Source organism: Actinophytocola sp. NPDC049390, assembly GCF_044466355.1.
Classification (GTDB): domain Bacteria; phylum Actinomycetota; class Actinomycetes; order Mycobacteriales; family Pseudonocardiaceae; genus Actinophytocola.
This window is the reverse complement of record NZ_JBITMQ010000012.1, coordinates 298,082-322,817: the sequence shown is the minus strand read 5'-3', so window position 1 is coordinate 322,817 and position 24,736 is coordinate 298,082. Positions and strand designations below refer to the sequence as shown.

At 69.8% G+C, this 24,736-nt stretch carries 25 protein-coding genes and 1 pseudogene; 10 read left to right on the top strand and 16 right to left on the bottom strand.

All coding sequences use genetic code 11. From position 1 onward, the window contains the following. The first annotated feature begins 172 nt into the window (after window positions 1–172). On the top strand, window positions 173–670 hold the full coding sequence (locus ACIBVP_RS31235; RefSeq protein WP_396109965.1) for a GNAT family N-acetyltransferase: 498 nt from the start codon (window positions 173–175) through the stop codon (window positions 668–670). On the opposite strand, the gene ACIBVP_RS31230 is transcribed toward ACIBVP_RS31235, so the two are convergent. Together ACIBVP_RS31230 and ACIBVP_RS31225 are read right to left on the bottom strand one after the other, a co-directional pair. Next, window positions 656–1,726 (bottom strand): hypothetical protein, encoded by a 1,071-nt coding sequence (locus ACIBVP_RS31230; RefSeq protein ID WP_396109964.1) that lies wholly within the window; start codon window positions 1,724–1,726, stop codon window positions 656–658. The two genes, ACIBVP_RS31235 and ACIBVP_RS31230, sit on opposite strands and share 15 nt — an antisense overlap. 107 nt (window positions 1,727–1,833) lie before the next feature. Then, a complete protein-coding gene (locus tag ACIBVP_RS31225; RefSeq protein WP_396109963.1) occupies window positions 1,834–2,952 on the bottom strand; it encodes an XRE family transcriptional regulator in 1,119 nt (372 codons plus the stop codon). 190 nt (window positions 2,953–3,142) lie between these two features. Here ACIBVP_RS31225 and ACIBVP_RS31220 point away from each other — a divergent pair, with 190 nt between their 5' ends. Next, entirely contained in the window at window positions 3,143–3,760 is a 618-nt protein-coding gene (locus tag ACIBVP_RS31220) for a hypothetical protein (RefSeq protein WP_396109962.1), read from the top strand. Here ACIBVP_RS31220 and ACIBVP_RS31215 read toward each other — a convergent pair. The 3 genes from ACIBVP_RS31215 to ACIBVP_RS31205 are packed head-to-tail and all read right to left on the bottom strand — an operon-like array spanning window position 3,757 to window position 5,803. Then, window positions 3,757–4,569: an amidohydrolase family protein gene (locus ACIBVP_RS31215; RefSeq protein WP_396110017.1), complete on the bottom strand. Its 813-nt coding sequence runs from the start codon at window positions 4,567–4,569 to the stop codon at window positions 3,757–3,759. The genes ACIBVP_RS31220 and ACIBVP_RS31215 overlap by 4 nt on opposite strands. Then, entirely contained in the window at window positions 4,569–5,498 is a 930-nt protein-coding gene (locus tag ACIBVP_RS31210) for an aldo/keto reductase (RefSeq protein ID WP_396109961.1), read from the bottom strand. Before ACIBVP_RS31210 ends, ACIBVP_RS31215 begins: the two co-directional genes overlap by 1 nt. Beyond that, complete coding sequence (locus tag ACIBVP_RS31205) at window positions 5,495–5,803, bottom strand: L-rhamnose mutarotase (protein WP_396109960.1); 309 nt, start codon at window positions 5,801–5,803, stop codon at window positions 5,495–5,497. Before ACIBVP_RS31205 ends, ACIBVP_RS31210 begins: the two co-directional genes overlap by 4 nt. A gap of 59 nt (window positions 5,804–5,862) precedes the next feature. Between ACIBVP_RS31205 and ACIBVP_RS31200 the strand changes: the two genes are divergently transcribed. Beyond that, the gene (locus tag ACIBVP_RS31200; protein WP_396109959.1) at window positions 5,863–6,546 is read left to right on the top strand and encodes a FadR/GntR family transcriptional regulator; all 684 of its coding nucleotides are present in this window, start codon (window positions 5,863–5,865) and stop codon (window positions 6,544–6,546) included. Here the strand turns inward: ACIBVP_RS31200 and ACIBVP_RS31195 are convergent. From ACIBVP_RS31195 to ACIBVP_RS31175, 5 genes are read right to left on the bottom strand one after another with little or no spacing between them, the layout of a single operon-like run. Next, a complete protein-coding gene (locus tag ACIBVP_RS31195) occupies window positions 6,543–7,550 on the bottom strand; it encodes an ABC transporter permease (RefSeq protein WP_396109958.1) in 1,008 nt (335 codons plus the stop codon). The genes ACIBVP_RS31200 and ACIBVP_RS31195 overlap by 4 nt on opposite strands. Then, on the bottom strand, window positions 7,543–9,039 hold the full coding sequence (locus ACIBVP_RS31190; RefSeq protein WP_396109957.1) for a sugar ABC transporter ATP-binding protein: 1,497 nt from the start codon (window positions 9,037–9,039) through the stop codon (window positions 7,543–7,545). The genes ACIBVP_RS31195 and ACIBVP_RS31190 overlap by 8 nt, the downstream gene beginning before the upstream one ends. Then, complete coding sequence (locus tag ACIBVP_RS31185; RefSeq protein ID WP_396109956.1) at window positions 9,036–10,073, bottom strand: sugar ABC transporter substrate-binding protein; 1,038 nt, start codon at window positions 10,071–10,073, stop codon at window positions 9,036–9,038. The genes ACIBVP_RS31190 and ACIBVP_RS31185 overlap by 4 nt, the downstream gene beginning before the upstream one ends. Before the next feature lie 32 nt (window positions 10,074–10,105). Then, on the bottom strand, window positions 10,106–10,843 hold the full coding sequence (locus tag ACIBVP_RS31180; protein ID WP_396109955.1) for an SDR family NAD(P)-dependent oxidoreductase: 738 nt from the start codon (window positions 10,841–10,843) through the stop codon (window positions 10,106–10,108). Further along, window positions 10,840–12,129 (bottom strand): enolase C-terminal domain-like protein, encoded by a 1,290-nt coding sequence (locus tag ACIBVP_RS31175; protein WP_396109954.1) that lies wholly within the window; start codon window positions 12,127–12,129, stop codon window positions 10,840–10,842. The genes ACIBVP_RS31180 and ACIBVP_RS31175 overlap by 4 nt, the downstream gene beginning before the upstream one ends. 130 nt (window positions 12,130–12,259) lie before the next feature. Between ACIBVP_RS31175 and ACIBVP_RS31170 the strand changes: the two are divergent. Continuing rightward, a pseudogene (locus ACIBVP_RS31170) lies at window positions 12,260–12,541 on the top strand (TIGR03618 family F420-dependent PPOX class oxidoreductase); the annotation flags it as partial. A 17-nt stretch (window positions 12,542–12,558) separates the two neighbouring features. Continuing rightward, window positions 12,559–13,227: a hypothetical protein gene (locus tag ACIBVP_RS31165; RefSeq protein WP_396109953.1), complete on the top strand. Its 669-nt coding sequence runs from the start codon at window positions 12,559–12,561 to the stop codon at window positions 13,225–13,227. On the opposite strand, the gene ACIBVP_RS31160 is transcribed toward ACIBVP_RS31165, so the two are convergent. From ACIBVP_RS31160 to ACIBVP_RS31145, 4 genes are read right to left on the bottom strand one after another with little or no spacing between them, the layout of a single operon-like run. After that, window positions 13,224–13,844: a lactate utilization protein C gene (locus ACIBVP_RS31160; protein ID WP_396109952.1), complete on the bottom strand. Its 621-nt coding sequence runs from the start codon at window positions 13,842–13,844 to the stop codon at window positions 13,224–13,226. The genes ACIBVP_RS31165 and ACIBVP_RS31160 overlap by 4 nt on opposite strands. Further along, on the bottom strand, window positions 13,837–15,273 hold the full coding sequence (locus tag ACIBVP_RS31155; RefSeq protein ID WP_396109951.1) for a LutB/LldF family L-lactate oxidation iron-sulfur protein: 1,437 nt from the start codon (window positions 15,271–15,273) through the stop codon (window positions 13,837–13,839). The genes ACIBVP_RS31160 and ACIBVP_RS31155 overlap by 8 nt, the downstream gene beginning before the upstream one ends. After that, entirely contained in the window at window positions 15,255–15,986 is a 732-nt protein-coding gene (locus ACIBVP_RS31150; RefSeq protein ID WP_396109950.1) for a (Fe-S)-binding protein, read from the bottom strand. The genes ACIBVP_RS31155 and ACIBVP_RS31150 overlap by 19 nt, the downstream gene beginning before the upstream one ends. A gap of 23 nt (window positions 15,987–16,009) precedes the next feature. Continuing rightward, window positions 16,010–16,861: a fumarylacetoacetate hydrolase family protein gene (locus ACIBVP_RS31145; RefSeq protein ID WP_396109949.1), complete on the bottom strand. Its 852-nt coding sequence runs from the start codon at window positions 16,859–16,861 to the stop codon at window positions 16,010–16,012. 155 nt (window positions 16,862–17,016) lie between these two features. Between ACIBVP_RS31145 and ACIBVP_RS31140 the strand changes: the two genes are divergently transcribed. From ACIBVP_RS31140 to ACIBVP_RS31120, 5 genes are read left to right on the top strand one after another with little or no spacing between them, the layout of a single operon-like run. Further along, window positions 17,017–18,591 (top strand): AMP-binding protein, encoded by a 1,575-nt coding sequence (locus ACIBVP_RS31140; protein ID WP_396109948.1) that lies wholly within the window; start codon window positions 17,017–17,019, stop codon window positions 18,589–18,591. After that, window positions 18,588–19,802, top strand: coding sequence for an acyl-CoA dehydrogenase family protein (locus ACIBVP_RS31135; RefSeq protein WP_396109947.1), 1,215 nt, complete (start codon window positions 18,588–18,590; stop codon window positions 19,800–19,802). Before ACIBVP_RS31140 ends, ACIBVP_RS31135 begins: the two co-directional genes overlap by 4 nt. A gap of 9 nt (window positions 19,803–19,811) precedes the next feature. Beyond that, window positions 19,812–20,561 (top strand): enoyl-CoA hydratase/isomerase family protein, encoded by a 750-nt coding sequence (locus ACIBVP_RS31130; RefSeq protein WP_396109946.1) that lies wholly within the window; start codon window positions 19,812–19,814, stop codon window positions 20,559–20,561. An 11-nt stretch (window positions 20,562–20,572) separates the two neighbouring features. Continuing rightward, window positions 20,573–21,508, top strand: a complete 936-nt coding sequence (locus ACIBVP_RS31125) for a VOC family protein (RefSeq protein WP_396109945.1) — start codon at window positions 20,573–20,575, stop codon at window positions 21,506–21,508. Then, window positions 21,472–22,371 (top strand): acyl-CoA dehydrogenase family protein, encoded by a 900-nt coding sequence (locus ACIBVP_RS31120; protein WP_396109944.1) that lies wholly within the window; start codon window positions 21,472–21,474, stop codon window positions 22,369–22,371. The genes ACIBVP_RS31125 and ACIBVP_RS31120 overlap by 37 nt, the downstream gene beginning before the upstream one ends. 24 nt (window positions 22,372–22,395) lie before the next feature. Here ACIBVP_RS31120 and ACIBVP_RS31115 read toward each other — a convergent pair whose 3' ends face one another. Both ACIBVP_RS31115 and ACIBVP_RS31110 read right to left on the bottom strand, forming a co-directional pair. After that, on the bottom strand, window positions 22,396–22,983 hold the full coding sequence (locus ACIBVP_RS31115; RefSeq protein WP_396109943.1) for a GNAT family N-acetyltransferase: 588 nt from the start codon (window positions 22,981–22,983) through the stop codon (window positions 22,396–22,398). A 7-nt stretch (window positions 22,984–22,990) separates the two neighbouring features. Next, window positions 22,991–24,712 (bottom strand): serine/threonine-protein kinase, encoded by a 1,722-nt coding sequence (locus tag ACIBVP_RS31110; protein WP_396109942.1) that lies wholly within the window; start codon window positions 24,710–24,712, stop codon window positions 22,991–22,993. Window positions 24,713–24,736 lie beyond the last annotated feature (24 nt).

The following is a 24,736-nucleotide window of genomic DNA, read 5'->3' as shown; positions in this document are numbered from 1 at the left end:
GGTGCCTTCTTTCTCGGCTCACCTGATGGACGGGACAGCCCGCCCCGGCGTGACGGTCGCGCAGTGTTCCGCCGGTCACGTCCTCGGCCGATATTCCCACCCGCCAATGCGTATCCTGGTGGCCGTCCCACCACCGATTCGTGACGGGTCTGTGAGACGGTCAGATACTGAAATGGACGATCTGCGCATTCGACGAGCCCGCTGGGCCGACCGGGAGATCCTGATCCGGGAACTGGGACAGGAACGGTTGTTCGACGACCACTTCTCCCGTCAGCATGACCGACGCGGGATGCTGCTGGCCGGGTGGCGGAACGGCCGGCCGATCGGCGTCATCTACCTGTGGCTCGAGGACGCCGAGGAGCCCGAACTGCGCGAGTATCTGCACGCCGTCCCGATCTTGAACCACCTGGAGATTCACTCCGACCATCGCGGCGGTGGCGCCGGTACCGCACTGGTCCTGGCGGCCGAGCGCCGCCTCCGGCGACTGAGGTGTCACAGGGTCGCCCTCGCGGTGGAGCTGTCCAACTACCGGGCCGCGCTGTTGTACAAGCGCCTCGGCTACGAGGAATGGGCCCACGGTCCCGTGAAGTGCTATTCGCTGGCCGACAACCACGGGGTGCGTCACGCCGAGTTGTGCCAGGTCATGGTGAAGTCGCTACGAGAGGCATAGGTGGGCCGCCGCGTCGGGCAAGCCCAGCCACCTGAGCAACGCGCGCAGCCCGGTGACTGAACGTCGCTCCGTTTCGTTCGCGAACCTGGCCCCGGCCGCGAGGCCCATGTCCTCGACGTGACGACGCCACCTGACGCGGTCCGTTCGCCAGGCGTCGACGTAGCGAACGCACAACTCGGGCGTGATGCATTGACACCGCCCACGCGCGGCTTTCAGAGCTTGGAGTATCCGCCCGCGTTGCCGAGGATCCCTCTCCGCACGCTCCACCATCCCGATGACGTCGGTGATGAACCCGGCACGCTCACGCAGGAACGTCCGCCAGTGCGCGCTGCCGGCATCCCGCAGGGAACGCCCGTTGTCGAGCAGCCAGAACAGCCCCTCGGCAAGGACATCACCGAGTTCTTCCATTCTCGCGCGCTGCTCGACGTAGGGGCCGAACGGCTTCTGGATGGCCCTGCCCGTCACCGCCGTGGGACGCAAGCCGTCGTCGTCGAGGAGGAAGAACCAGTCCTCGTTGTAGATGTTGGGGAAGAACGACGTCATGGACGCCGCACCCACGGCGAGCGCCCCACCGCCGACAAAGGTGTCCTGCGTACCACCTGCCGCACGGTAGGCGTGGCAGACCACGGAGTTGTCGGGCATGCCGTCGATCATCAGCCCGACACCGGCGTAGTGATCGGTGAGACCCACCGCCTCGCGCAGATCCGTCGGCTCCGGAACCCGGATGTCGTCGTCGAGAAAGACGACTCGTTCCCAGCCTGTCAACCGTGCCAGCAGCAGCCCCAGGTTCCGCTTGAGGCTGAGATCGGTCGACCGCTCGAAGCGGGTGCCCGTGAGGACCCGGGAGGTCTCGAAGAACGGCACGACGCCATCCGGTACCCCGTCGACGTCGATGGCGACCAGCTTGGCTCGCCCTCGCGCCAACGCCACGACATCACGCGCCGATGACCATTTACTGCACAGCGCCACCAGGGTGCACTGCAACTTGGCGGCCACCTCCACGGTGGCGTTGAGTCTCGCCGCGTGCCGCGCGGTCGGCACGATGATCGCGTCCACGTCCGCTGGGAAGTGCGCGATTCGCGGTCTGTCCAGCAACTGTCGGTGCGACCCGTGGTGGTGCTGGGAGTGCGCCCCGCGAGAGGACTGGCTGCTGGTCACAGTACTCACATTGTCGGCTCCGGCCACTCATGCAACAGGTCCTCGGGGCTGCTCCAATCGGGGGTGACCGCCGCACCGAGGAAGACCTTGACACGACTCAGAATACTGAAGGTGGTCGTGTCGGCAAACCGCGTTCGTAGATGATGTTCGTTCCGGTCGCGGAAACTGGCGTCGGTGAGAGCACGTACCGCACCCAGGGTGCCATGGGCGTACATGCCATTGCAGATGGTGACGGTGCGCTTGTCGTTGTGCGGGCTGACTGTCCGGAAGAAGTGCGCGACGTCCTCGATGAGAACCTCCTCGTCACCCACCTTTCGCAACACCGGCGTGAACAACCGTCGGTCGTCACCCTTGCCGACCTGGAAACCTCCTGGCTCCGCCTCGGTGTCCCTGGCCAACTGCCGCACCGGAACGTCGAGGCGGTGCAGGAACTCCTCGGTGATCTTGTTCCAGTCGACACCACCGAGCAGCACAAGATGGGTGGCGTAGTCGTCCGTCTTGATCTCGTAGGGGGCACGAAGCCGGACGTTGTTGAGCGGGTTGGCCGCGCGGAGGTGCCCGAACAGCTCGAGCAGCGCGTCGAGATCCGCGAACCGGTACAGGTCGACGTAGTCCGGCGCCTTCGGGTTGGAGTACGGCATCCGCTCGAGATACTGCCGGGGCAACGCCGAGCACACGATCGTGATGTCTTCATCGCGCGGAAAACGCCAGTGGCTGTTCGCAAACGGATCACTGACGGTCGAACCAGGGGACTGCAGGCCGCGCGCCTCGTCTCGCAGACCAACGAGTTCGCGCAGCAGGTCGTCACGGCGAACCCGTTCTTCGCCGGTCAGCTCCGCCTCGGCGAGCACCCGATACGGTCTGCGGGACACCGACCGCTCGGTCGCGAAGAACGTGGCGTACGCCTCCAGCCGTTCCGGTGGGGGAGGCTTTGGGTTCGCGCGGCTCTCCCACGAGGAGATCAACGGACCACTGGCATCCAACGCCTCCGACAGGTCGCGTTGCGTAATCCTCCGGCCCACCAAGCCGGTGATACGAAGCGACCGCAGCCGCTGCGCGAGACGAACCGCCGGGTCCTCAGCGAGGTTCACCACCATCAGCCCTTCAGCGAACTTCAGCGGCAAATACCGAAGGCTGAAGTATACCGGTGGCGATTGCCCCCGCAAGAGAGATCATCACACCAGAATGTGGCCGGAACGTTGTCCGGCAGTTCCCTGGCTCCTTGCATGCGCCCATGACGCGGCTCTACCCTTAGCCCATCAGCTGCTTCAACTGACTTCAGTTAAGAACTGAAGAGGCGGTCTGGAGGGGATCATGGATGAGGTGACCAGACACCATCCACGTCAGCGCGTCATCATCGCCTGCGACGTCGAAGGATCCACCAGCAGGACGAACCCCGCCAAGGCGGCCCTTCGGTCCGACATGTACGACCTGCTCGAGGAGACCCTGAGAGCGTGCGGCATCCCGGAAGAGGTGTGGGCGCCGTTCCACGATCGCGGGGACGGGGCCATGCTGCTGCTGCGTCCGCACGACGACGTGCCGAAGACGCTGCTCCTGGACACCTTCGTCCCGATGATGACCGAGCGGCTGTCCGCGCACTCGGCCACGTACCCGGGGCGGAGCTTCCGGCTGCGGGTCGCCATCCATTCAGGTGAAGTTCACTTCGATCGGCGGGGCGTGTTCGGGGCGGACATCGACCTCACGTTCCGGCTGCTGAACTCGCGGGACCTCAAGCGCAGGCTCCGGGAGACCGGTGCGCCGCTGGTGCTCGCGGTCTCCGACTACATCCACCGGGCCGTCATCAGCCACGGGTACGACGGGATCGACGGGCGCACCTTCGAGCGCGCCATCTGCCTGCAGGTCGGCGGCCAGCGGCACGACGGCTGGATCCAGGTCCCCAGCGCACCCGCCGCCGACCTGTACTCGGCCTAGATCCGGTACGCGCGCCGCGCGGTGCCCGCGAACACCTCGCTCCGCTCCGCCGGTGACAGTTCGTCCGTGAACGCCCGCGCCGCGGCCAGGACCTCGTCGTACGTGGCGGCCAGTTCGCACACCGGCCAGTCGGAGCCGAACATGACCCGGTCCGGGCCGAAGGACTTCAGGACGTGCGACGCGTACGGGCGCAGGTCGTCGACCGTCCACCGTGCCCAGTCGGCCTCGGTGACCAGGCCGGACAGCTTGCAGTACACGTTCGGGCGGGCCGACAGCGCGGTCAGGAACTCCGCCCACGGTTCGTAGCCGCCCTCGGCGACGGCTGGTTTGCCCGCGTGGTCCAGCACCAGACGGGCGTCAGGTACCGCGTCCGCGAGTGCGATCGCCGCGTGGTGCTGCGCGGGCAGGATCAGGATGTCGTACGTCAGGTCCGCCGCCGCCACCGCCGTGACGCCGCGGATCACCTCGGGGCGCACCAGCCAGTCCGGGTCCGCCTCGCCCTGCGCGGGGTGCCGGATGCCCACCAGGGCGTCCGTGCGCAGTGCCGCCAGGCGGTCCGCCACGTCCGGGGCGGTCAGGTCCACCCAGCCGACGACACCCGCGATCACCGGGGTCGCCGCGGCCGTCGCCAGGAACTCCTCCGTTTCCTCGACCGTCGGGACCGTCTGGACCAGCACCGTGCGGTCCGCGGGGCTGACGGCCGTCAGGTCGTCCACTGTGTACGGCCGGCGGATGGCGTCGAGGTCGGCCAGCCAGTCGTAGTCGCGGCGGGTCAGGTCCTCCCACAGGTGGTGGTGGGCGTCGATGATCACCGCAGCAGCCCTTCCGCCGCCAGGGCTTCCCACAGTGCCGACGGCACCTCGGTGGCCGCGCGCGCCGCGTTCGACTCCACCTGCCGCACCGAGCTGGCGCCCAGGACGACCGCCTCGACGGCCGGGTGGCGCGCGGGCATCGCGATCGCCGCGGTCGGCAGGTCGACGCCGAACCGTCCGCACACCTCCGCGATCCGCTGCGCGCGTTCGACCAGAGCGGCCGGGGCCTGTTCGTAGTTGTACGTCGTGCCCGGGGTCGGCGTGGCCAGGATGCCGCTGTTGAACACGCCCGCCGCCATCACGCGGACCCCGCGTTCCTCGCACAGTGGCAGGAGTTCGTCCAGGGCGGGCTGTTCCAGCAGCGTGTACCGGCCCGCGACCATCACGGTGTCCACATCGGACCGGCGGACGAACTCGGCGAGGACCTTGTCGAAGTTCATGCCCAGGCCGATGCCGCGCAGCACGCCCTGGTCGCGCAGCTCGACCAGCGCCGGGATCGCGCCCGCGAGGGCCTCCTCGACGTAGTCCTCCGCGTCGTGGACGAACGCGATGTCGATCCGGTCGACGCCGAGCCGCGTCATGCTGGACTCCAGTGACCGCAGCACGCCGTCACGGGAGTAGTCGCGGTGCCGTACCAGCGTGGCGGGCACGTCGAAGCCGGCGGTGTCCCGCTCCCCCGCGTACGCCGGGTTCTCCGCCAGCAACCGGCCGACCTTCGTGGACAGCACGTACTCGTCGCGTGGCCGGTCCCGCAGCGCCTCGCCGAGCCGCCGTTCCGACAGGCCGAGGCCGTAGTGCGGTGCGGTGTCGAAGTACCTGACACCCGTCAGCCACGCCGCGTCGACGATGGCGGCGGCCGTCTCGTCGGTCATCGCGCGGTACAGGTTCCCGAGTTGCGCGCAGCCCAGCCCGACGGTCACGGTCATGGCAGCTCCCACACGAGCTTGATGCCGGTGTCGGCGCCCGAGTAGTCGTCCTCGACGTCGAGCAGCTCGGCCATCCGCCGCTGCCACGGCACGTTGGCCGGGTGGTCGCGCAGCGCGTGCCGCATGGCCTGGTAGTCGGTGACCTCCAGCACGTGGAACAGGTCGAGGCCGTCGCGGTAGATGGCCCACGACGACACGCCGGCGTCGCGGAGCGCGACCTCGAGGTCACGCGGGATGACGGCGTGCACCTGCTCGTACTCCGCCTCCTTGCCCGGCTTGAGCCGGGTGTGCAGTGCTACCCGCATCCGTTCGCCTTTCGTGGCACTCTAGAGGGAAACATCCGAGGTTTGAGGAGTCCGACGCCATGCCCGTGACCGACGAAGCGATCGACAAGATCAAGGGCATGATCATCTCGGGTGAGCTGGCGCCGGGCGACCGGCTCCCCAAGGAGGCCGACCTTGCCCAGCACCTGGGCCTGTCGCGCAGCTCGCTGCGGGAGGCCGTGAAGGCGCTGTGCCTGATCCGCGTGCTCGACGTCCGGCAGGGCGACGGCACGTACGTCACCAGCCTCGAACCGAAGCTGCTGCTGGACGCGATGACGTTCGTCGTGGACTTCCACCGCGACGACACCGTGCTCGACTTCCTCGCCGTGCGGCGCATCCTCGAACCGGCGGCGACCGCGATGGCCGCCACCAACATGACCGAGGAGGACATCGCCGAGCTGGAGAAGCTCCTCGAAGGACTCGAGGAGTCGCCGACGGTCGAGGCGCTCGTCGCGAACGACCTGGAGTTCCACCGCCGCATCGCCCTGGGCACCGGCAACCCCGTGCTGTGCTCGCTGATCGACTCGCTGTCCGGCCCGACGACCCGCGCGCGGATCTGGCGCGGCCTCACCCAGGAGGGCGCGGTCGCGAAGACGCGCGAACAGCACCGCGCGATCTACGACGCGATCGCCGCCCGCGAGCCGGAGCTGGCCCGCTCGTGGGCGACCGTGCACATCTCCGGCGTCGAGCAGTGGCTGCGGAACGCTCTCGGTGAGCACGACTAGGTCTGCGGCTTGCCGCCGGTGAACCGGGCCAGCATCAGCGAGACCAGGATGATCGCGCCGTAGACCGCCTGGATCCAGAACGACGGGACCTGGGCCAGCGTCAGCAGGTTCTCCACCACCGCGAGCAGCAGCACACCGGTGAGCGCGCCGAACATCGTGCCGCGCCCGCCGTCGAGCGAGATGCCGCCGATGACCGCCGCCGCGAACACCGTGAAGATCATGCCGTCGCCCTGGTTGGCGTTGATCGCGCCGACGTACCCGGTGAGCACGAGCCCGCCGATCGCGGCCAGCACACCGGCGACCACGAACACCAGCCACGAGATCCGGTCCACGTTGATGCCCGCGGCCCGCGCGGCCTCCCGATTGCCGCCGATCGCGTACAGCGAGCGCCCGACCCGGTGGTAGCGCAGCACGAACCCCGTGACCGCGAACAGGATCAGCGCGAGCCACACCGAGATCGGCAGCCCGGCGAACGTGGCGGTGGCGAGCGTGAAGAACGCCTCCGGCATGTCGAACAGCGTCTTGCCCTCGGTGGCGCCGACGAGGAGGCCACGCAGGACGATCAGCATCGCGAGCGTCACGATGAAGGCGTTCAGCTTCAGCTTCACGATGAGGAAGCCGTTGAACGTGCCGATCACCGCGCCCACGACCAGGATCATGGCGATGCCGGCCGCCGCGGGCCATTCGGTGCCGAAACCGGACGGGATCACCAGCAGCGCGCCGATCGCGGGTGCGATGCCCACCGTGGACTCGAGCGACAGGTCGAACTTGCCGCTGATCAGCACGAGCGACTCGCCGAGCACGACCAACGCGAGCGCGGCGGACGCGCCGAGGATGCTGATCAGGTTGCCGGTCGTCAGGAAGCTGTCGTTGACGACCGCGCCGATGACCAGCAGCACCACGAGCGCGGGCAGCAGAGCCAGCTCCCGCAACCTCGGCAACCGCGCGGACCTCCTGGCCACCGACGGCGTCGCCGTGCGCTCACCGGGGAGAACGTCAGTCATGCGTGACCCCTTCTATGTCGGCGACCAGGTCGGTCACCGACCAGCCGGCTTCGTGCTCCGCCACCAGTTCGCCGGACCGCAGCACCAGCACCCGGTCGCACGGCCGCAGGTCGTCCAGCTCGTCGCTGACGATCAGGACCGCCTTGCCCTCGGCGCGCACCCGCTCGACCTGGCCGAGCAGCGCCTCCTTGGACTTCACGTCGACCCCGGCCGTCGGGTTGATCAGCACCAGCACGTCCGGGTCGCTCGCCAGCGCCCGCGCGAGCACGACCTTCTGCTGGTTGCCGCCGGAGAGCGCGTCGGCGGGCTGCTCCGGACCGGCGGCCACGATGTCGTAGTCGCCGATCGCCTTCGTCGCCACCGCGGTCCGCGCGCCGGGTGACGCGAAGCCCGCCGAGCCCATCCGGTCCAGGACGGACATGGCCGCGTTGTCCGCGATGGACATGCCCAGCACCAGCCCCTGGTGGTGGCGATCCCGTGGCACACAACCGATCCCCGCCCGCAGCGCCGCCTTCACGTCGCCCGGCGGCAGCGGGCGGCCGTGCACGGACACCGCACCGCGCACCGGTGCGCGCAGCCCGTAGATCGTCTCCGCGACCTGGTGCTTGCCGCTCGCGTTCGACCCGGCGATGCCCAGCACCTCGCCGCGCCGCAACCCGAACGAGACGTCGGCGAACGCGTCCCCGGACAGGCCGGCGACGGTCAGCACGTCCTCGGCGTCGGCCGCGACACCCTCCCGTTCCGCCGCGTCCGCCACCGTGAGACCGCCGCTCTCGCCGGTCATCGCGTCGATCAGCTGTGCGCGGGTCAGGTCCGCGACCGGCGCGGTGACCACGTGCCGCGCGTCCCGCAGCACGGTCACCGCCTGGCAGACCTCGTGCACCTCCTGCAGGTGGTGCGAGATGAACAGGAACGTGACCCCGGCGTCCTGCAGCTCGCGCATCCGCACGAACAGCCGCGCGATCGCGTCCGAGTCGAGCTGCGCGGTCGGCTCGTCGAGCACGATGAACCGCGCCCCGTACGACAGGGCACGCGCGATCTCCACGAGCTGCCGGTCCTCGACCGACAGCTCACCGGCTGGCAGGTCCACGTCGACGTCGACGCGCCACGAGTCAAGCAGTTCGCGGGCGTCGCCGCGCAGCCGCGACCACGAGATCACGCCGCGTCTCGTCGGTTGCCGGTTGATGAACAGGTTCTCCGCGACGGTCAGGTGCGGGATCACCGTCGAGTGCTGGTAGACGCACGCGACCCTGGTCCGCCACGCCTCCCGGTCGCCGAGCGGCGGCGCGGGCTCCCCGGCGAACGTGACCACTCCTGTGTCCGGTTTGGACAGTCCGGTGAGGATGGACACGAGCGTCGACTTGCCCGCGCCGTTGCGGCCGACGAGCGCGTGCGACTCGCCCGCCGCGACCGTGAGACTGACGTCGGCGAGCGCCACGGTGGGTCCGTAGCGCTTGCCGACCCCGGTCGCCTCGACAACGTTCGTCACAAGCTGTTACCCCACAGCGCGTCGTCGTCTACGTTCTCCTTGGTCACCACCGGCGCGGGCAGCTGGTCCTCCAGGATGCCCGGCATGGTCTCGACGACCGTGCTGCCGTGATCGGTCGGGCCCTCGGAGAACGTCTCGCCCGCCATGGCCTTCTTCAGCCAGTACATGCCGTACTTGGCGTAGTCGTCCGCGGGCTGTGACACGGTCGCGTCCAGCTCGCCGTTGCGGATCGCCTCCAGCTCCTGCGGGATGCCGTCGTTGGACACCAGCACGATGTGCCTCGGGTCGCCGACGGGGAACTTGAGGTTCTTGCGCTCCAACGCCTGCAGCGTCGGCGCGAGGTAGACGCCGCCCGCCTGCATGTAGATGCCCTTGACGTCCGGGTTCGCGGTCAGCAGGCCCTCGAGGCCGGACGCGGCCTTCTCGGCCTGCCAGTCCGCGGGGATCTCCAGCACCTGCAGCTTCGGGTACTTGGTCTTCATGCACTCGCGGAACGCCTCGGACCGGTCGCGCCCGTTGACCGACGCGAGGTCGCCCATGATCTGGATGACCTTGCCCTGCGGCACCTTCTCGCCGATCACGTCGCACGCCTTGGTGCCGTAGGCGCGGTTGTCGGCGCGGACGACCATCGCGACCTTGCCCGACTCGGGCGCCACGTCGACCGACACCACCGGCACACCCTTGCGCTCGGCCTGGTTGAGGCCCGCGACGATGGCCGCGGAGTCGAGCGGGGTCACGACGAGGCCCTTGACGCCCTGGTTGAGCAGGTTGTTGATGTCGGTGATCTGCTTCTGGGTGTCGTTGTCCGCGTTGACGGTCGGCAGGGCGTCGAGGCCCGCCTCCTCCGCCATCCGGGGCACGTAGTTGTTGTACGCCTGCCAGAACGGCGAGGTCAACAGCGGCACGGTGGCGCCGATCTTGCCGCCCCCACCGCCACCACCGCCGCCGCCCGCGGTGTCCTTCGTGGACCCGCAACCGCTCACCGCGACGGCCAGCGCGGTGACCACAGCAACCGCGCCGAAGGTCTTGCGCATTGGGCATCCTCCTTGATGCTGGGAAGAACGGGTCAGGCCCGCGGTCGGGGACGCAGGCCGTACATGCCACCGTCGACCGCGAGCGCGGTCCCGGTGGTCGATCCGGAGAGGGGGCTTGCGAGGTAGGCGATCGCGTGCGCGACCTCGTCGGCGGTGACGAGCCTGCCCATCGGCTGACGGGCGGCGAGCGCGGCACGTTCGGCGGCGGGGTCCGGCGCCACGTCGAGGAGCCTGCCGACCCACGGGGTGTCGGCGGTGCCCGGGCACACGCAGTTGACGCGGATGCCGTCGTCGAGGTGGTCGGTCGCCATGGCCAGGGTCAGCGCGAGGACCGCGCCCTTGCTCGCCGAGTACAACGCCCGGTTCGGCAGGCCCTGCCACGCGGCGATCGAGCAGGTGTTGACCACGGCGGCCGTGTTGCTGCGCCGCAGGTGCGGCAGGACGGCACGGGTCACGCGGGCCATGCCGACCACGTTCACGTCCAGCACCCGGTGCCACTCGGCGTCGTCGTTGGCGGTCACGTCGCCCTGCGCGCCGATGCCCGCGTTGTTGACCAGCACGTCGACACCGCCGAACCGTTCGGCCACCGCGTCGATGGCGGCGCGGACCTCGTCGTCGGACGAGACGTCGCAGCGGATGCCGTCATCGCCGGGGTTCACGTCGAGCACGGCGACCGTGGCGCCGCGTTCGGTCAGCAGGTGCGCGGCGGCGGCACCGATCCCTGACGCACCACCGGTGACGACCGCTGTCAACCCGTCGAAGTCACTCACTTGACCCTCCACTCCGGACCATCGGGGAAGGCGTACCGGGCGAGCGCCTCGTCGTTGATCCGCGCGGAGAAACCCGGGGCCGTGGGCGCGAGGTAGCGTCCGCCGCGCACGATAGCGGGATCGGTGAAGTGCTCGTGCAGCTGATCCACCCATTCGATCGCGCGGTCGGTCTGCGTGCCGGACACCGCCACGTAGTCGAACATCGACAGGTGCCGGACCATCTCGCACAACCCGACACCGCCCGCGTGCGGGCACACCGGCACCCCGAACTTCGCGGCGAGCAGCAGGATCGCGATGTTCTCGTTGACCCCGCCGACCCGCGCCGCGTCGATCTGCAGCACCGACAGCGCGCCTGCCTGCAGGTACTGCTTGAACATCACGCGGTTCTGCACGTGCTCACCGGTGGCGACCCGGATCGGCGCGATGGCCTCGGCGATCGCCCGGTGCGCGAGCACGTCGTCGGGTGAGGTCGGCTCCTCGATCCAGTACGGGTCGAAGCCCGCGAGCGCCCGCATCCACGCGATCGCGGCCTCGACGTCCCAGCGCTGGTTGGCGTCGACGGCGATCCGGATGTCCGGTCCGACGGCGTCCCGCGCGAGCCGCAACCGCCGGACGTCGTCGTCGAGGCTGCCACCGACCTTCAGCTTCAGCATCGTGAACCCGTCGGCGACGGCCTGTTTCGCGAGCCGGACCATCTTGTCGTCGGGGTAGCCGAGCCAGCCGGCGCCGGTGCTGTAGGCGGGGTAGCCGTCCCGCTCGATCGCGGCGATCCGTTCCGCCCGGCCGGGCCTGCGCAGGATGTCGAGCGCCTCCCCTTCGGTGAGCGCGTCCGAGAGGTACCGGAAGTCGACCTGTGCGACCAGTTCCTCGGGCGACAGCTCGGCCAGGAACTTCCACAGTGGACGTTCGGCCCGGCGCGCCGCGAGGTCCCAGGCCGCGTTGACCACGGCCCCGACCGCCATGTGCGCGACCCCCTTCTCCGGGCCGAGCCAGCGCAGCTGCGAGTCGCCGACCAGGTCCCGGTTGAGGGCGGCCAGTTCGAGCGCGGTCTCCGGGACGGGCCGTCCGACGACGATGTGGTCGAGCGCGGCGATGGCGGCCGCCTGCACGTCGTTGCCCCGCCCGATGGTGAACGCGAGCCCGTAGCCGTCCGGCCCGTCGTCCGTGCGCAGGACGACGTACGCGGCGGAGTAGTCGGGGTCGGGGTTCATCGCGTCGGACCCGTCCAGCTCCCGCGAGGTGGGGAAACGGATGTCGAGCACATCCATGCCGGTGATGCGCGCCATGTGAGCCGCCGTCCCCTTTCAACCTCGAAGCAAGACATCCGATGTATACCCGACTCGGGTCGCAGAATCCACCCTTTCCTCAATCCCGTGTCCATATTGATCCGACCAGTACTGACATGATTCGACCCGGCAGCTGCTCGACAGCCCGAACTTCGCGACCCTCGCCACGCTCAACCCGGACGGCTCACCGCAGACCTCGGTCATCTGGATCGGCCTTGACGGCGACACGGTGGTCTTCTCCAGCACGAAGGCCCGCAAGAAGATCCGCAACATCACCCGGGACCCGCGGGTGAGCCTGACGGTCGTCGACCTCGCGAAACCCGTACCGGACGATCGAGATCCGCGGCCGGGTCGCCGTGTCCGACGACGAGGACAGGGAGCTGACGCGCCGGTTGTCCCGTTCGCGGCGTAGCGCACTAGGATTGGTCGGTGCGCACGGCGGAGGACCTCAGGCGCCGCTGGCACGACCGGGTACGCCTGGTGTTCGCCCGGGTCGGGATGTACGCGACCACCGGCCACGAGATGCAGCTCTACGCCGAGACCCTGCTGGATGACCTCTGCTTCCTCGACGAGCGGGACGACGAGTTCCGCGCGGCCACCGAGGAGTTGCGCCGGCACGGCAAGCTCGGCGTGCACGGCCCGTTCGCGGCGCTCTTCGGCGCCGAAGGGCGGTACGTGCCGGAGGTGGCGTCGGTGTTCGCCGAGGTCTACCACCGGCTCGGGTACCTGTCCGTGGACCGGCTCCTCACCGTCGAGGAGTGGGCGCCGTTCGCGGACGTCCGGGACTGGGTCGGCGAGCGCGACATCCGGCGCGGCGAGGTCGTGGCGACCTTCGGAGCACCGAGCCTGGTCGTGGACAAGCAGGTGCTGTGCTACGCCCCGGCCGACGGGTCCGGTTGGGTCTTCGTCGACTGCTGGGACGAACGAACACCCCGCTACGAACCCGGCCTGGGACGGTTCGACGTACCCGTCGAGGACGATCCGCTCGTGCGCGATGTCCGCGTGCCCGCGGACACCTTCGAGGACGGGCTCGTGCTCACGCTGCTCGGCCGGGTCCTGCGGTGGGGCCCTGGCTGGTGGATCCACCACGACCGCTAGCCGACGATCAGGACTTCCAGGTTGCGGGGGCCGTGCACGCCCTCCACGCGGTCCAGCTCGATGTCGCTCGTCGCGGACGGGCCGGAGATGAACGTCAGCGGACGCGTGGAGTCCAACCGTGCCAGGGCCTCCGGCACCGTCGCCACCACCTGGTCCGCGCGCACCACGCACAGGTGGTAGTCCGGCAGCAAGGTCAGCACCCGCCGCCCCTGGGCGAACCCGGCGTCCAGCACGATCGTCCCCGTCTGGGCGATCGCCACCGCGCAGCCGGTCAGCACCCCGTCGGCGCGGTCCAGGGCGGAGTTGGGCAGCGGCCACATCGGCGCGTCCAGCGACCACACGCACTCGCCAACGCGCCACCACGACGGCACGTCCGCCGGTGTCACCATCACCCGCACCCCGCGCGCGGCGAGGGACGACTCGATCTGCGCGGGCAGCGACGACTCCGGCACCCGCCGCACGACGGCGCGGTAGTCGGCCACCTGCTTCTCGAGCAGGGTGAGCACGTCGCCCAGGTCGCGGGTCCGCTCGTACTCGCGCGGCACCGTCACCGGGCCAGGGCGGTCGCGCAGCGCCGCGCGGATCCGGCCCAGAACCTCAGCACGTGCGTCAGCCACGGGTCCTCCGCCACCACGCCGAGAACGACTCCGCCGGCGGCACCGGCAGGTCGCGGGAGTCCGTCCACCTCGACGCGGGCCACGGCAGGCGTTTCACGCGGCCACGACGGGCCACGAACCGCAGCACCGTCGCCGCCCGCTGTGCCAGGCGGAACCGGGTCGGCGACCGCATCACCCACGACGCGGCCGCCATCGCCACCGCCTCCGGGGTCGCCCCGGCCGACGACACCGCCTTGCCGCGCAGGTGCACCAGCACCGACGGGATGTCGATGCGCACCGGGCAAACCTCGTAACAGGCGCCGCACAACGACGACGCGAACGGCAGCGACTTCAGCAACGCCGCCGTGGCCGGGTCGTCCGTGCCCGCGCCCAGTTGCGGGGTCAGGATCGCGCCGATGGGGCCCGGGTACACCGACCCGTACGCCTGGCCACCGGTCCGCTCGTACACCGGGCACACGTTCAGGCACGCCGAGCACCGGATGCACCGCAGCGCCTGCCGTCCCACCCGGTCGGCGAGCGTCGTGGTGCGGCCGTTGTCCAGCAGCACCAGGTGGAACCGCCGCGGCCCGTCACCCGGGGTCACGCCGGTCCACACCGACGTGTACGGGTTCATCCGCTCCGCCGTCGACGACCTCGGCAGCAGCTGCAGGAACACCTCGAGGTCCGACCACGTGGGCACGAGCTTCTCGATGCCCATCACGGTGATCAGCGTCTCCGGCAGCGTCAGGCACATCCGCCCGTTGCCCTCGGACTCCACGACCACCACCGAACCCGTGTCCGCGACCGCGAAGTTGGCGCCCGAGATGGCGACCTTCGCGGACAGGAACTTGCGGCGCAGGTGCGCCCGCGCGGCCTCCGCCAGCTCGGCGGGCCGGTCCGACAGATCGTCCACACCGGACATGCGGGACCGGAAGATGTCGCGGATCTCCGAGCGGTTGCGGTGGATGGCGGGCACGAGGATGTGGGAGGGCCGGTCGTCGCCGAGCTGGACGATCAGCTCCGCGAGGTCGGTCTCGATCGCCGAGACGCCCCCGGCGGCGAGTGCCTCGTTGAGCCCGATCTCCGCGGTCGCCATCGACTTGACCTTGACGACCTCCTCGGCGCCCGCCTCGCGCACCAGCCGCAGCACGATCTCGTTGGCCTCGGCCGCGTCCCGCGCCCAGTGCACGACCCCGCCGCGGGCGGTGACCGACGCCTCCAGCCGTTCGAGGTATACGTCCAAATTGGACAGTACGTCGTCCTTGATGGCCTCGCCAGAGCGCCGCAGCTCCTCCCAGTCCGGCAGTTCCGACACGGCCGCGGCCCGCTTGGTGCGGATGGTCGTCGTGGCGTGTGCGAGGTTGCCGCGCAGCTGGACGTCGGAGAGCGCGTCGCGCGCCGCGTTCGGGAAGGTCGGACTGCCCAGCCACGTCACGGGGTTGCGGCCCATGGCTCCTCCTCCGTGCTCGCCAGGATCTCCGCGAGGTGCAGCGACCGCACCCCCGTGTTCAGCCGCGACAGCCCGCCGCCGATGTGCATGAGGCACGAGTTGTCACCCGCGGTCACGACCTGCGCGCGGGTCTCCAGCACGTGCGTCATCTTGTCGGCGAGCATCGCGGTCGACGTCTCCGCGTTCTTCAGCGCGAACGTGCCACCGAACCCGCAGCACGAGTCGGCGGCGGGCAGCTCCACCAGGTCCAGGCCGCGCACGTGCCGCAGCAGTTCCAGGGGCTTGTCCCCCACGCCGAGCATGCGCAGCGAGTGGCACGTCGGGTGGTAGGTGACGCGGTGCGGGAAGTACGCGCCCACGTCGGTCACCCCGAGCACGTCCACGATGAACTCGGACAGTTCGTAGGTGCGCGCGGCGACCGCGCCCGCACGGCGGTGCAGGTCCGGGTACACCTCGCGGACCATGCCCGCGCACGACCCGGACGGCGCGACCACCGCGTCGTAGCCGCCGAACGTCTTCGCGTGCCGCTTCGCGAGCGTCGCCGCGTGCCCGCGGTAGCCGGTGTTGTAGTGCATCTGGCCGCAGCAGGTCTGCGCCGCCGGGAAGTCGACGTCGCAGCCGAGCCGTTCCAGCAGGCGGACCACCGCGCGCGCGGTGTCCGGGAAGAACGTGTCGGTGAGACACGTGGCGAACAGCGCGACCCGCGTGCCCAACTCCTCTTCCCTCCCCGCCGGTCTCAACCCTTGACGACTACCTGTCGCTGCCTGCCGAGCCCGTCGATCTCGATCTCCACCACGTCGTCGATCGAAAGGTATGGGAAGCGGCCCGATAGCGCGACCCCCTGCGGGGTGCCGGTGTTCACGAGATCGCCCGGTTCGAGCACCGTGTACTGGCTGATGTCGTACACCAGCTGGGCGACCGAGAACAGCATGTCCGAGGTGTTCGAGTCCTGCCGGACCTCGCCGTTGACCCACGACCGCAGCCCCAGGGCCTGCGGGTTGCCGACGTCCTCGGCGGGCACGAGCCACGGGCCGAGCGGGTTGAACGTCTCGCACGACTTGCCCTTCGACCACTGCCCGCCGGAGACCTCCAGCTGCAGCGCCCGCTCCGACACGTCGTTCGACACCACGTAGCCGGCGATGTACGCGAAGGCATCGTCCGGTGACGACAGGTAGCGGGCCCGCCTGCCGATCACGATGCCCAGTTCGACCTCCCAGTCGACCTTCTCGGCCCCTCGGGGAAGGATCACATCGTCGTTCGGCCCGACCACAGTGTTCGGATGTTTGTAGAAGATCACGGGTTGCTGCGGGGGTGCCGCACCGGACTCGGCGGCGTGTGCGGCGTAGTTCATACCAACGCAGACAACGGCGGGCGGGCGTGCTATCGGAGCGCCGATCCGCTGGTCGGCGACGTCCACCGGGGGCAACTCGCCCGCCGCGAGCGCGGCCCGCGCCCGAGCGACGCCGTCCGCGGCCAGAAAGGCGCCGTCGATGTCGTTCGTCAGGCCGGAGAGGTCGAACGCGCGATCACCGTCATCGAGGACGACGGGCCGTTCCGTGCCGACGTCACCCACTCGCATCAGCCGCAAGGCGAACCTCCGTGTTGACCAGGGCCGCCACCCGCTCGCGGCGACACGTACGACGTACGCGGAGCCTAGCAGGTGTCGTTAGGCACGCGAACCAGTCGACCACTCATTCATCCGACCTTTGTGCACTTTCGAGGTATCCATGCTCGGATGGGTCGGTGGAGAGTTTCGTTCTCGGCGACGTGCTCAGGTCGCGTGCGGACAGCCACGGGACCGAGCCCTTTCTACGCTTCCGTGACGGCGATCTCACCTTCCGCGACGTGGACACCGAGGCCAACCGCATCGCACAGGGATTGATCGGAACGGGTGTCGGCAAGGGCGACCACGTCGCCGTCATGCTGCCGAACTGCCCGGAGCTGGTGACCGTGGTCTTCGCGCTCGCCCGGCTGGGCGCGGTCGCGGTGCCCGTGAACACGGGACACCGCGGCGAGGTGCTGAGACACGTCCTGTTCAGCTCCGACTCGACGACGTTGATCATCGACGAGGAGTACCTGGAGAGGCTTCGGGGAGCTTGCGACCCGAACAGACAGACGCTGCCGCTCGAACGGCTTCCCGGCCTGACCCGCCTGGTGGTTCGGGGAACACCACCAGAAGGAGCGGTGAGCCTGAACAGCCTCCGCGGCCGCGACGCGGCGGAACCACGTGCGGGCGTGGTGTTCTCGGACCTGCAGGCGATCATGTACACGTCGGGCACCACCGGGCCGTCCAAGGGCGCCATGGTGTCCCACTCGCTCGCGCTGACCTGCGCGTACGACTCGCTGAACTACCTCGACCGGTGGACGAAGACGACCTACTGCCCGCTTCCGCTGTTCCACGCGGCCGGGTTGTGGGACGGCGTGTTCTCGGCGTTGTTGTCCGGCACGTCGATCGCGGTGGTGGACCGGTTCAGCGCGTCGCGGTTCTGGGACGACGTGCGGCACTTCGACGCGCAGCTCGCGCTGAGCGTGTTCTCGATGATCCCGATCCTGATGAGCGCACCGCCGACGGAGCGGGACAAGGACCACCCGCTCGAGATGTTCTACATGGGCAAGTCCGCGCTGGACGAGCCGTTGAAGGAACGGTTCGGGGTGCGGTCGGTGGAGACGTACACGTCGACCGAGGCGGGCATCGCGACCGGCAGCCCGTACGGCGAGTGGCGGCTCGGCTCGTGCGGCACCGTGCACGCGGAACGGTTCGACGCGGCGGTGGTCGACGAGCACGACCGCGAGGTCGCCGCGGGCGAACCCGGTGAGCTGGTGCTGCGGCCCAAGCAGCCGTACGTGATCACCAGCGGGTACTACGGGACGCCGGAGGCCACGGCGGAGGTGTTCCGCAACCTGTGGTTCCACACCGGCGACCGCGTCTGGCGCGACGAGGACGGCTACTTCTTCTTCCTCGACCGCATGAAGGACTCGATCCGCCGCCGCGGCGAGAACATCTCGGCGTTCGACCTGGAGATCGAGGTCAACACGCACCCGGCGATCCTCGAGTGCGCGGCGATCGGGGTGCCGTCGGAGCTCGAGGACGAGGACGTGAAGCTCGTCGTGGTGCCGCGGCCGGGCAAGAAGCTCAGCCACGAGGAACTGGTGGAGTTCTGCGCCGAGCGGCTGCCGAAGTTCATGGTGCCGCGCTACGTCGAGTTCGCGGACGCGCTCCCCCGCACCCCGACCGACAAGGTCGCCAAGTACAAGCTGCGCGCGCAGGGCGACCACGGCATCACCGACAACACCTGGGACAGCGAGGCAACACGGTGAACTGGGACGACACCCCGGAAGAGGCCGAGTTCCGGGCGGAGGTGCGGGCGTTCGTCGCGGCGCACTTCCCCGCGGAGTACCGGCCGGACCACGAGGCGGAGCACAGCCTGGAGCCCGAGGACGTGTGGGGCTACAACTGGGCAGCCGACCGCGTCTCGCCGGACCCCGAACGCCGGGCGGGCGCGCGGAAGTGGGCGGCGGTGCTCGCCGAACGCGGGTGGATCGCACCGCACTGGCCGGCCGAGTACGGCGGCGCCGGGCTGTCCGCGAAGCAGGAGTTCATCCTGCAGGAGGAGATGATGCGGGCCCGCGTGCCGACGGTGAACGGCATCGGCGCGTTCCTGATCGGCCCGACGATCCTCGAACTCGGCACGGACGAGCAGAAGGCCGAGCACCTGCCACGCATCGCACGCGGCGAGACCACGTGGGCGCAGGGGTTCTCCGAGCCGGAGTCGGGGTCGGACCTGGCGTCGCTGCGGACCAGGGCCGTGCGCGACGGCGACCACTACGTCGTGAACGGCCAGAAGGTGTGGACGTCGCTGGGTGTGCAGGCCGACTGGCTGTTCGTGCTCGTGCGCACCGACCAGGACGCGCCGAAGCACAAGGGCATCACGTTCCTGCTGGTGGACACGAAGACGCCGGGCGTGACCGTCCGGCCGATCACCGACATCCGCGGCGACGCCCCGTTCGCCGAGGTGTTCTTCGACGACGCCCGCGTGCCGGTCGCGAACCGGGTCGGCGAGGAGAACCGCGGCTGGTACGTGGCCATGACCGCGCTCGGCTTCGAACGGTCCGGCATCGGCGCGACCGTCAAGTTCGAGCAGGCACTGTCCACTTTGGTCGACTATCTGAAGTCGGACGAGGGCCGTGTGCACGCGCGGCCCGACACCGAGGGCCTGCGGCTGGAGATCGCGCGCCGGTACGCCGAGATCCGCGTGCTGTACAACCTGGCGCGGCACTCGGCGTCGTCCGGCGACTACGCGGGTTCGGTGAGCCAGCTGTTCGGCGCGGAGCTGCACCAGCGGCTCGCCCGCACCGGCGCGAAGGCGTTCGGGCACCTCGCGGAACTGTGGCAACGCGAGGACGCGCCGCTGGGTGCCGCGTTCACCCACCTGCGGTTCGACTCGGTAGCCGCTACTTTCCTAGGTGGGACCACCGAGATCCAACGCAACGTCATCGCCACCCGAGGGCTGGGACTGCCCAGGAGTTGAGAGGACAGCATGACCTACGAAACGCTCGACGTCCGCATCGAGGACCGGATCGCGTGGCTCACGCTGAACCGTCCGGAGAAGCTGAACGCGCTGACACCGGAGTCGATGGCGGAGCTGCGGCGGTTCTGCACCGAACACGACGATGACGAGAACGTGCACGTGGTGGTTCTGCGGGGCGCCGGTGAGCGGGCGTTCTGCGCGGGCATGGATCTGAAGTGGTCCGAGGGCCTGACGAAGAAGGAGCGCATCGAGCAGGGCAGGCTCGGTGAGAAGACCTTCTCCATGCTGGAGCGCCTTTCGGTGCCGGTGATCGCGGCCGTGCACGGCTACGCGGTCGGCGGCGGCCTGGAACTGGCGCTGGCGGCGGACTTCATCGTGTGCTCGGACAACGCGAAGATGGGCCTGGTCGAGATCACGCTGTCGGCGCGGCCCCCGTTCCAGCCCAAGTACATGAACGGCGGCGAGGACCCGGACCAACCGGAGTTCGGTGGTTCCGCCCCCGGCTGGGGTGGCGTGAAGCGCCTGCCGCGCCGGATCGGCAAGGCGAGGGCGAAGGAGATGCTCTTCACCGGCATCCAGCTGAAGGCCGACCGCGCGCTCGAACTCGGCCTGGTCAACAGCGTTTTCCCCGCCGACGACTTCGACAAGGAGGTCGCGGGGCTGGCCGAGCGGGTCGCTGCCATGAACCGCTACAACCTGCGGCTGGTCAAGGAACTGGTGGACAACGAGTACGACTGGATCGAGCCGCACCCCAGCTGAGAGGAGCCGTCATGCAGATTTACCGGATCGACCACGTGGCACAGGCGGTTCCGGCGCTGGAGCCGCAGGTCGCGTTGCTGGAGAAGCTGTTCGGCTTCCGCGCCACCCACAAGTGGAACAACCCGTCGGCCGGGGTGCAGGGTGCCCGTCTCGAGGTGCCCGGCACGTGGGGCCACGAATGGCAGGTGCTCGCGCCCGCGGGTGACAACTCCCCCATCCAGCGCTGGCTCGACGAGCACGGCGGCAGGCCCGGCCTGCACCACATCGGCGTCGAGGTCCCGGACCTGGACGCCGCGGTGTCCGAACTGGACGAACGCGGCATCAAGATCACCGATGGCGTGCCGGGCAAATGGGTGGAGGCCTCGCTGTCCCCGCCCGTCCACGGCCCCGGTGTGCTGTTCCGCCTCCGCGGCCCCGGTTCCCTGACCATGACGGGTGACGAGGCATCGGTGCCGGTGCCGTCGTCCCCAGTGGACGGTCCGACGCTCGGCATCGTCAACCTGGACCACGTCTGCCAGGCGTTCCCTGATCGCGACGAGCTGTCGGCGTGGTACCAGGACCTCCTCGGCGTCGTCGAGGTGTGGCGTACCGCCGACGACGAGCACCCGGACATGGCGGACCTCGTGCTGAACGTGCCGGGGTCCAGCATTTGCCTGGAGGTCATCACTTCCCGTGGTGACGAGTCGTTCATCGACAAGTTCCTGTCCCGCAACGGTCCTGCCGCCCACCACGTCACGTTCCAGGTGGCGGACTGGGACACCGCGCTCGATGCCTGCCGCCACCATGAGATTCCCACCTTCGACGACGAGGAAGGTCTCACGGACGGCGCTCACTGGAAGCACACCTTCATTCACCCGAAGCAGACCGGTGGGGTGCTGGTACAGCTGTTCTGGGAGGAGCGGCCCGGGGTGTGGGTCCGCTCGGACAAGATCCCGGGCAGGCGCTGATGGCGGACCTCGCGCTCACCGAGGACCAGCGCATGGTCGCCGACACGGCCCGCGAGTTCCTGGCGGGCCGGGCCGGTGACGACATCTGGAAGGAGATCACCGACCTCGGCTGGCAGGCACTCCCGTTCGACGACTTCGGGTTTCTCGAAGGGTGTCTGATCGCCGAGGAGCTGGGTCGTGCCCGGGTGACGGTGCCGTACGTGTCGTCGTTGATCTGCGGCATGGCGGTGCCTGCCCTGCGTTCTCGCGTGGCCGCCGGCGAGGTGTTCGCGTACGTCCCGTTCTCGGGTGCCCTGGTTCCGTGGGCAGCGGAGGCCGCCGAGTTGCTGGACTCGGACGTCATCGCGGACGCCGAGTGCACCCCGGTGACGGCGGTGGGCCTGGCGCCCACGTACCGGGTGACGCACAACGGAACGGGCGGTCCGTCCCCGCTGATCGAGTCCTATGGTGCGGCGGCCACGTGCGCGGAGATGGTCGGCGGCGCGCAGGCGGTGCTCGACATGACGGTCGCCTACGCCAAGGACCGGGAGCAGTTCGGCAAGCCGATCGGTGCTTTCCAGGCCGTGCAGCACCACTGCGCGAACATGGCGATCGACGTGATGGGCGCCCGCTTCATCGCGTACGAGGCGATCTGGCGACTGGCAGAGGGCCTGGACGCGACGGCCGAGGTGTCGGTGGCGAAGTCGTGGGTGAGCGAGGCGTACGAACGCGTGTGCGCGCTCGGCCACCAGGTCCACGGCGCGATCGGCTTCACCGCGGAACACGACCTGCACCACTACACCCGGCACGCCATGTCGAGCGCCCTGGCCTTCGGCGACGCGGACACCCACACGGACCGTCTGGCAACACATCTGGGCATCTAGCCACGTGCGGCTGACGCCTGGTCATCACAGCCTGCGGGCCATGATGAGCGAGTGCGTGTACGCGTGCACCTCGGTGAAACCCATGCGGCGGTAGAACCCGATCGCCCGCTGGTTCGCCAGGCCGACACCGAGGTGGACGCCCGGCGCGTCGAGCCCGTCCAGCAGCGCCGTCAGCAACCGGCGGCCGTCCCCCTGTCCCTGCAGCCGGGGCAGGAGGTCGATGTGCAGGTGGGCGGGATACCGCTCCACCACGTCGAGGCTGGCTGTCGGCGGCTTGTGGATCAGGCGGACGATGCGGTCGTCCGGAGAGCCGTCGGGGAACGTGCCCAGCGGGTAGCGGTCCCGCAGGTCCGGCCACCACTCCCGGTCACACCACTGTTCGAACGCCAACGTGTCCGGGACGCCCAGTACGTACCCCGCGACCCCGGACTCGTCGCCGACCAGGGCCAGCGCCGCCGGGAAACGCAGGTACGGGCCCACGTACACCTCGCCGAGCAGGCGCGGGTCCTCGTACAACGCGGTCGCGTCCGCGCCGCTGTCGCCCGTCAGCAGGCAGATGTCGTACAGCACCTGCTCCTCGCCCGGCCGGTACGTCCTGATCTTCGCGCTCACCCGGTCATTATCGCGGCAGGCGGGAGGCGACCGGGCCCGCCAGGGCGGTCGCCATCCGGCACAGTTCCGGGATGTCCGGATCGCCCTCGACGACCACCATCGCGACCTCCGCGAGCAGGTCACCGTCGTTGTCGTGGTACTCGCGGTTCACGATGTCCACCTGGCAGGTGCCCTCGCCGAAGTCCTCTTCCTTCAGGTACACGGCGCGCCCGGACCGGGTGGCGCGGACGCCGTCGCGGAAGCTCGTCGCGCTGCCCTTGTCGAAGATGACGCGGGCCGCGGCGGCGCCGTCGACGCTGGGCCAGCGGCAGTCCCAGTTGCCGAACCCGCCGACCGGCTCGGTGTTCGCGAAGCCCGGCAGCTCGCGCAGGTCGGCCGGGGTGAGCAGCATGCACGCGTCGACGTCGAGCAGGGAGCCCGCCACCGCCGCCGGGCGACGCGGGATCTCGTCGTTGACCCGCAGCACCGACTCGGCCTCGTCGGCGGCGGCGGTCGCCATGGCGCAGAGGTTCGCGTCGGCGCCCTCGTCGGCCTTCGCGACGATCTCCACGAGGTTGCCGTCGGTGAGGGTGAAGTCGACGTCGCAGCTGTCGTCGTCACGTTCCGCCGGGCCGCGTTCGACCTCGGCGCCGCCGCCGTCGCCGCTGCTCAGCTCGACCCGCACGTCGGCGTCGTGCCCGCCCAGGTCCACCACCACGTCGCAGCGGTTGAAGCCGCCGTAGTCGGCGTCCAGAGCCGCGTCACCGAACCTGGCCAGCGACTCCACCGACATGAGCGCGCACGGGTCGGCCGTGTGCGGGTCGCCCAGTACGGTCTGCGCGGGCCCCTGTCCGTCGCCGTCCCACGGGCGCAGCAACGCCAGCGCCAGCAACGTCACGACCGCGACCGCGACGCCCGCCATCAGCACCGGACGGCGCCCTTCGGTGACCGGTGGCCGCCACGCGGGCACCGGACGGTCCGCCACGACCAGGTCGAGCATCTCCTTCGCCTGCTCGGCGGTCGGGCGGGCGGCGCGTTCCCGCGTCAGCATCGCGTCCAGCACCGGGGCCAGCGGGCCCGCCTTCGTCATCGGCTCGCGGCGGTTCGCGCGGATGCGGGTGAGGATCACGTCGGGGTCGCCGGAACCGAACGGCGGGGTGCCCTCGACCGCGTTGAACAGCGTGGCACCCAGGGAGAAGACGTCCGACGGCGCCTTGGCGCCCACGCCGTCGGCGACCTCGGGTGACACGAACGCCGCGGTGCCGGAGATCTTGCCGGAACCGGTGATCGTCGCCGCCCGCCACGCGGAGATGCCGAAGTCGGTCACCTTCACCGCGCCGCCGGCGCCGACCAGCACGTTGCCCGGCGTGACGTCCCGGTGCACCACGTCGGCGGCGTGCGCGGCGGCGAGCGTGGCCGCGACCTGCGCGCCGATGTCCGCGACCTCGCCGGGGTCGAGCGTGCCCACCGCGGCGAGGCTGCGGGACGGGAAGTACTCCATGACGAGCCAGCAGTCGTCGCCCTCACCGGCGACCTCGAACACCTCGATCGCGCCGGGGTGCTCGACGCGGCGCGCGATCTCGGCCTCCCGTTCGAGGTCGGCGCGGATGCTGCCACCGCCGTGCGGCCGCTTCAGCGCAACCTGGCGGTGTTCGACCAGGTCCTCGGCCAGCCAGACGATGCCCATGCCACCGTGCCCGATCAGCTCGACGAGCCGGTAACGATCGGCGATGACGTCGTCACTACGCACAGCGGACGATCCTATGGGCGTCCG

What these genes read in the sequence shown, in the direction of transcription:
- ACIBVP_RS31235 (WP_396109965.1), top strand. Translation starts at nt 173, where the DNA reads ATGGACGATCTGCGCATTCGACGAGCCCGCTGGGCCGACCGGGAGATC.
- ACIBVP_RS31220 (WP_396109962.1), top strand. Translation starts at nt 3,143, where the DNA reads ATGGATGAGGTGACCAGACACCATCCACGTCAGCGCGTCATCATCGCC.
- ACIBVP_RS31210 (WP_396109961.1), bottom strand. Translation starts at nt 5,498, where the DNA reads ATGACCGTGACCGTCGGGCTGGGCTGCGCGCAACTCGGGAACCTGTAC.
- ACIBVP_RS31205 (WP_396109960.1), bottom strand. Translation starts at nt 5,803, where the DNA reads ATGCGGGTAGCACTGCACACCCGGCTCAAGCCGGGCAAGGAGGCGGAG.
- ACIBVP_RS31200 (WP_396109959.1), top strand. Translation starts at nt 5,863, where the DNA reads ATGCCCGTGACCGACGAAGCGATCGACAAGATCAAGGGCATGATCATC.
- ACIBVP_RS31195 (WP_396109958.1), bottom strand. Translation starts at nt 7,550, where the DNA reads ATGACTGACGTTCTCCCCGGTGAGCGCACGGCGACGCCGTCGGTGGCC.
- ACIBVP_RS31185 (WP_396109956.1), bottom strand. Translation starts at nt 10,073, where the DNA reads ATGCGCAAGACCTTCGGCGCGGTTGCTGTGGTCACCGCGCTGGCCGTC.
- ACIBVP_RS31175 (WP_396109954.1), bottom strand. Translation starts at nt 12,129, where the DNA reads ATGGCGCGCATCACCGGCATGGATGTGCTCGACATCCGTTTCCCCACC.
- ACIBVP_RS31155 (WP_396109951.1), bottom strand. Translation starts at nt 15,273, where the DNA reads ATGGGCCGCAACCCCGTGACGTGGCTGGGCAGTCCGACCTTCCCGAAC.
- ACIBVP_RS31130 (WP_396109946.1), top strand. Translation starts at nt 19,812, where the DNA reads ATGACCTACGAAACGCTCGACGTCCGCATCGAGGACCGGATCGCGTGG.
- ACIBVP_RS31125 (WP_396109945.1), top strand. Translation starts at nt 20,573, where the DNA reads ATGCAGATTTACCGGATCGACCACGTGGCACAGGCGGTTCCGGCGCTG.